The sequence below is a fragment of the Streptomyces bugieae genome (genome assembly GCF_036352915.1).
GTDB classification, from domain to species: domain Bacteria; phylum Actinomycetota; class Actinomycetes; order Streptomycetales; family Streptomycetaceae; genus Streptomyces; species Streptomyces endophytica.
Genome location: NZ_JAZBJP010000136.1, coordinates 1 through 465, shown reverse-complemented (window position 1 = coordinate 465; position 465 = coordinate 1). Strand labels below are relative to the sequence as shown.

The following is a 465-nucleotide window of genomic DNA, read 5'->3' as shown; positions in this document are numbered from 1 at the left end:
GGGCCGACGGTCTGATCGAGCAGTGGAGCCGCCGGGCCGCCGGCCTCTTCGGCATGGCCGCCGACGAGGCGATCGGGCGTGACCCGGTCGAGGCGTTCATGCCCGCCGAGCTGCGCTCGGACGGCCACCGGAGGGTCGGCGAGATCCTGGACGGCAAGGAGTGGACGGGTCTGGTCCCGTTCCGGATGCCGGGCGAGGGCGGTGCGCACGGGCTCGCCGAGGTCTATGTGATGCCCAGTGAGACGGCGGAGGGCGAGCGGGCCGCGCTCTGTATCGTCGTGGACGTCCGGGCGTTGCGGAGGATCGAGACCGACCTCGCCGCCTCGCAGGCCATATTCGGCCAATCTCCCTTCGGCTTCGTGCTGTTCGGTACGGACTTCACCGTCGTCCGGGCCAACCAGCGCTTCGCCACCGTCTTCGGCGGCGCCGCCGAGGACCACCGGGGCCGTACGGTCGACGACTACC

General features: G+C 71.6%; 1 protein-coding gene. It reads left to right on the top strand.

Features of this window, described 5'->3' with window-relative positions; genetic code table 11:
* Nucleotides 1-465: PAS domain-containing protein (locus tag V2J85_RS40555; protein ID WP_330824384.1), on the top strand; the 465-nt coding region annotated here is incomplete at both ends.